Consider the following 3,513-nt stretch of genomic DNA (forward strand, 5'->3'; position numbering starts at 1 on the left):
TGCCGTCGTCTCCAGGGGAGCGCCCGCCCAGCCGGGAGCCAGCACCGCCGCCGCGGACCGGAGGCGATCCGCCAGCTCGTACTGGCGGCGCTGATCGGCAGGGACGGGCCGGGTGTCGTCGAGGACGCTCGCGGCGGCAGTCGCGGTGGCGGCGGCCCGCCGATGCAGTGCGGCGGCGCGGTTGGTGCGTGCCTTCGGACCGACCACCGCGTCCACCCCCTCCGCCCGAGGTCGGCAACCCCTCCCCGCGCAGAGACCGTAACCCAGCCGGGCCGACTCGTCCGGGATGCGCGGCGACACTGCGCCGGGGATGTCGTGGATCTCACCGATGGGGAGTGGTCCGTCACGATCCGCTGCATCTGGGGCATTGGGTCTACCGCGTCCAGCCGCTAGCCTCAGAGGGTGGAATCAGTGCAGCCCCCCGCCGGTTCCCAGGTCTCCCGCGTACCGGCGCAACGGCCCCCCTCCGACCACCTGGCGCCGCCCTCGCCGGCCCCGGCGCCGGAGCGGCCACGGCGGCGGCTGCGCACCGTGCTCACGGTGGTCACGAGCGTCGTCGTGGCACTCTGCCTGGGCGGGGTGGCCGCCGGATTTGTGCTCTACAACCGGGCTGCGGCACCCGACCGTGGGTCGCCGGACGTAGCTGTCGTCAGCTACTTGCAGGCCGCGCTTGTTTCGCGTGACCAGAACCGGGCTTTGCTCTTCACCTGCGGCGGCCCACTGCAGTCGATCGAGGATCTGCGGACCCAGGTCGAGCGACGTGAACGGGAACTCGGTACAAGCTTCTCGATCAATATCGAGAACATCGTAGTGGTCATGAACGGCTCATCAGCGGCCACCGTGACGGCCGTCATTCGTCGTAGCGCCACCGTAGACGGGGTGCAACAGAGCCTGACCGACCCTTGGCGCTTCGAGGCGCAGGACAGAGACGGCTGGCGGGTCTGCGCCGGAGCGCCGGAGAGCTGAGTCCTCACTCAATCCAGAGCAGATGCACCGGAACCTCCAAAGTGGTTGGTGACTGACCCCGCCAGGCCCACCGATACCAGTCCACCTCCGGCGTCACCCGGACGCAGATGTCGCCCTCCGCGCCGGAGTAGGTCTCGGTGACGGCTCGCAGGTCCCGGTGCTCGACGGCGTCGACGACGTGCACCACCCGGCGACCCGTGACGGCGTCCGACTCGAAGACCGGGGTCGGAGCGCGGTGCGCCGGGGCGTCCAGGGAGACCAGGCGGACGCCCGTCTCGCGGTCCACCGACGCGTCCGGCCGCCGGGCCCCCACCGTCTCCACCCAGACCCGCTCGACTGGGACGAGCGGCGCGAAGACCTCCACCTGGTCGGACTCCGCCCGGTACCACTCGTGCTCGGGGATGACCGGAACGTAGGTCCGGCTGTTCTGCACCACCCGGTCGTCCGCGCGAAGGTCACCGCGCCAGCCGAGCCCCGGGAGGCCGACCAGCACACGCCGCCCACGGAGCTCGACGCGGCCGGTGGCCGGCACGATCTCGATCGGTCGGGGTGGTCGGGGTGCCCAGTCCGGATGGTCGGCGAACGGGTCGGGAAGCGGGTCGCTCATGACGGCGAGCGTCTCATCCCGCGCCCTTGAGCGGCGCGCCGCGCGAGCGCATGAAAGGCACCGGGTCGATGGCGCCGCGGCTGCTCCGGTCCTCGTCCTCGTGCACCTCGAAGTGCAGGTGCGGGCCGGAGGAGTTGCCGCTGCTGCCCACCTCGCCGATGACCGTACCGGCCTCGACGAGTTCGCCGACCTTGACCCGGGGCTTGCTGACCATGTGGCAGTAGCGGGTTATGAACCCACCGGCGTGCAGGACGTCGACGAACCAGCCGCAGCCGCCCTTGTTCGGCCAGCCGTCGACGTTACAGGTGCGCCGGCCGCTCTTGTCCGGGTCGCACTGGGAGATCAGGACGCGCCCGGTGGCCGCTACCCGGATATCGGTGCCCTTCGGCGCGGCGATGTCGACCCCGTTGTGCCGGGGCCGGCTCGCGGTGCGAAAGCCCGATCCGACGCCGCCAGGGATGGGAGCCGTCCAGCCGGAGGCGGCGATCTGTCCTCCGGCGGCGCGGTCGCACGCCTTCCTACCGTCGATCAGCGCGATCCGGGCAGCTCCGCCGGCCAGCGCGTTGACGATCCGGGCGGCCATGTCCTCGTGCTTGGCGTACGCGTCCGGGAAGGCGCTGATCTGCACGGCCTGAGCGGCCCGGGTCAGCGGCATCGTCTCCCAGCCGGGCACCTTGACGAGCTTCTCGTAGAACTTCCGGGCGGCGTACTCGGGCGTCATCCGCTGCGCAACAGTGCCCCAACCGGCTCGCTGCTGAAAGAGACCGACCGAGTCGTGGTCGGCGCCAATACCTTCGTTCGGCAGGTTCCCGGACTCGGCGACGGTCCGGTTAGCCAGGTTGAGAAGTCTGGATTCCTGCATAGCGGTCGCCACAGCGATTACCCACCCGCGGGGCGGCACCTTCATCTCCTGCCCCACCTTGATGATCCTCGCGGCGTTGCGGAGCTGACGCTCGCCGTACTGGGATATCCGAGGCATGTCGCCCACCACGTTTACCTGGGAATCCTCCTTGCAGTCCTGACTGGCGAACGTCATACCGCTGCCCGCCTCGCCGCCCAGTTCCGTGAGGAAGAAGGCCCCCGCGCCGCCGGTGCAGCAGAGCAGGGCGAGCGTCGCCGTCAACGCGGCGGCCAGTGCGCCGAGTCGGAGCTGTCGACCGCGCGGTCGCGTCCCGTCGCTCATTTCTGCTCCCAGTCCACGGCGTCCACCAGCCAGCGCCCGTCGGGCGCCACCAGTTCGAGGCGGAGCCGACCCGTGTCGAGCGGAACCAGCACCTCGACGAAGTTCTCGGCCCGGGGCCGGAGCGTGACGTCACCGTCGACCTGACCGGTCGGCACCCCGGACGGGTCGACGCCGGCCAGCTTGTCGGTCAGCACCGGGGTGGACAGGGGACGCAGGCCCTTCTGCCACTGCTCCGCCGTGGTGCCCGGCTTGCCGAGCCAGGCGGCGACGAAGCGTTCGGCGGTCTGCTCCGGTGTGAGTTCGCCGGGGCGGGTGACCGGGGACGGCGGAGCGCCGGTCGAGAACGCCCCATCGTCTCCGGCGGTCGGATCGACCGTGGTGATCGGTCGGTCGGGGCGGTTGCTGAGCCCGGAGGTGGGATCGCCCGGCCCGGACACGAGCCGCGCCGCGCCGATGATCCCGAACACGAGTACGGCGATGCCGACCGCGATGCCGAGCCGGGACCGGAGTACCCGGGTGACCAGGAATTCGACTGCCCGCCGCATCGCACTCACCGCGCCTCGGAGCGGATCCGCGGGGTGGGTCGGTCAGGCGCGCGCTCGGCGGACCCGGGACGGTAGATGGCGAACGAGGGGCTCTCGTCCGGCACGTCCGGCTCGGTCCAGGCGGCCGGCTGCCGCCGCCGGGGCCTGGGTGCGACCGGGCGCGAGGTCCCCCGGTCCTCGGTCGGCGTCGGCTCTTCGGTGGCCTGCTCGCG

General features: G+C 71.5%; 6 protein-coding genes. 1 reads left to right on the forward strand and 5 read right to left on the reverse strand.

The features are described from left to right. Positions 1–207, reverse strand: a 207-nt coding sequence (locus AB0B91_RS64515; protein WP_358342895.1) for a hypothetical protein, incomplete at its 3' end; no start/stop codon positions are given. A 333-nt stretch (positions 208–540) separates the two neighbouring features. Here AB0B91_RS64515 and AB0B91_RS64520 point away from each other — a divergent pair. Continuing rightward, entirely contained in the window at positions 541–966 is a 426-nt protein-coding gene (locus AB0B91_RS64520) for a hypothetical protein (RefSeq protein ID WP_357662538.1), read from the forward strand. Positions 967–970: 4 nt separating this feature from the next. Here AB0B91_RS64520 and AB0B91_RS64525 read toward each other — a convergent pair whose 3' ends face one another. The 4 genes from AB0B91_RS64525 to AB0B91_RS64540 all read right to left on the reverse strand — a co-directional run. Then, on the reverse strand, positions 971–1,573 hold the full coding sequence (locus tag AB0B91_RS64525; RefSeq protein WP_357662537.1) for a hypothetical protein: 603 nt from the start codon (positions 1,571–1,573) through the stop codon (positions 971–973). 13 nt (positions 1,574–1,586) lie between these two features. Then, positions 1,587–2,756: a M23 family metallopeptidase gene (locus tag AB0B91_RS64530; protein ID WP_357662536.1), complete on the reverse strand. Its 1,170-nt coding sequence runs from the start codon at positions 2,754–2,756 to the stop codon at positions 1,587–1,589. Then, a complete protein-coding gene (locus AB0B91_RS64535; protein ID WP_358342898.1) occupies positions 2,753–3,301 on the reverse strand; it encodes a hypothetical protein in 549 nt (182 codons plus the stop codon). Before AB0B91_RS64535 ends, AB0B91_RS64530 begins: the two co-directional genes overlap by 4 nt. Positions 3,302–3,306: 5 nt before the next feature. Further along, the coding region (locus AB0B91_RS64540; protein ID WP_358342900.1) for a hypothetical protein at positions 3,307–3,513 on the reverse strand (207 nt) is incomplete at its 5' end.

It is taken from the genome of Nonomuraea sp. NPDC049141 (genome assembly GCF_040648415.1).
Classification (GTDB): Bacteria; Actinomycetota; Actinomycetes; order Streptosporangiales; family Streptosporangiaceae; genus Nonomuraea.

Coding starts and splice junctions, on each gene's coding strand:
- AB0B91_RS64525 (WP_357662537.1), bottom strand. CDS start 1,573: ATGAGCGACCCGCTTCCCGACCCGTTCGCCGACCATCCGGACTGGGCA.
- AB0B91_RS64535 (WP_358342898.1), bottom strand. CDS start 3,301: ATGCGGCGGGCAGTCGAATTCCTGGTCACCCGGGTACTCCGGTCCCGG.
- AB0B91_RS64530 (WP_357662536.1), bottom strand. CDS start 2,756: ATGAGCGACGGGACGCGACCGCGCGGTCGACAGCTCCGACTCGGCGCA.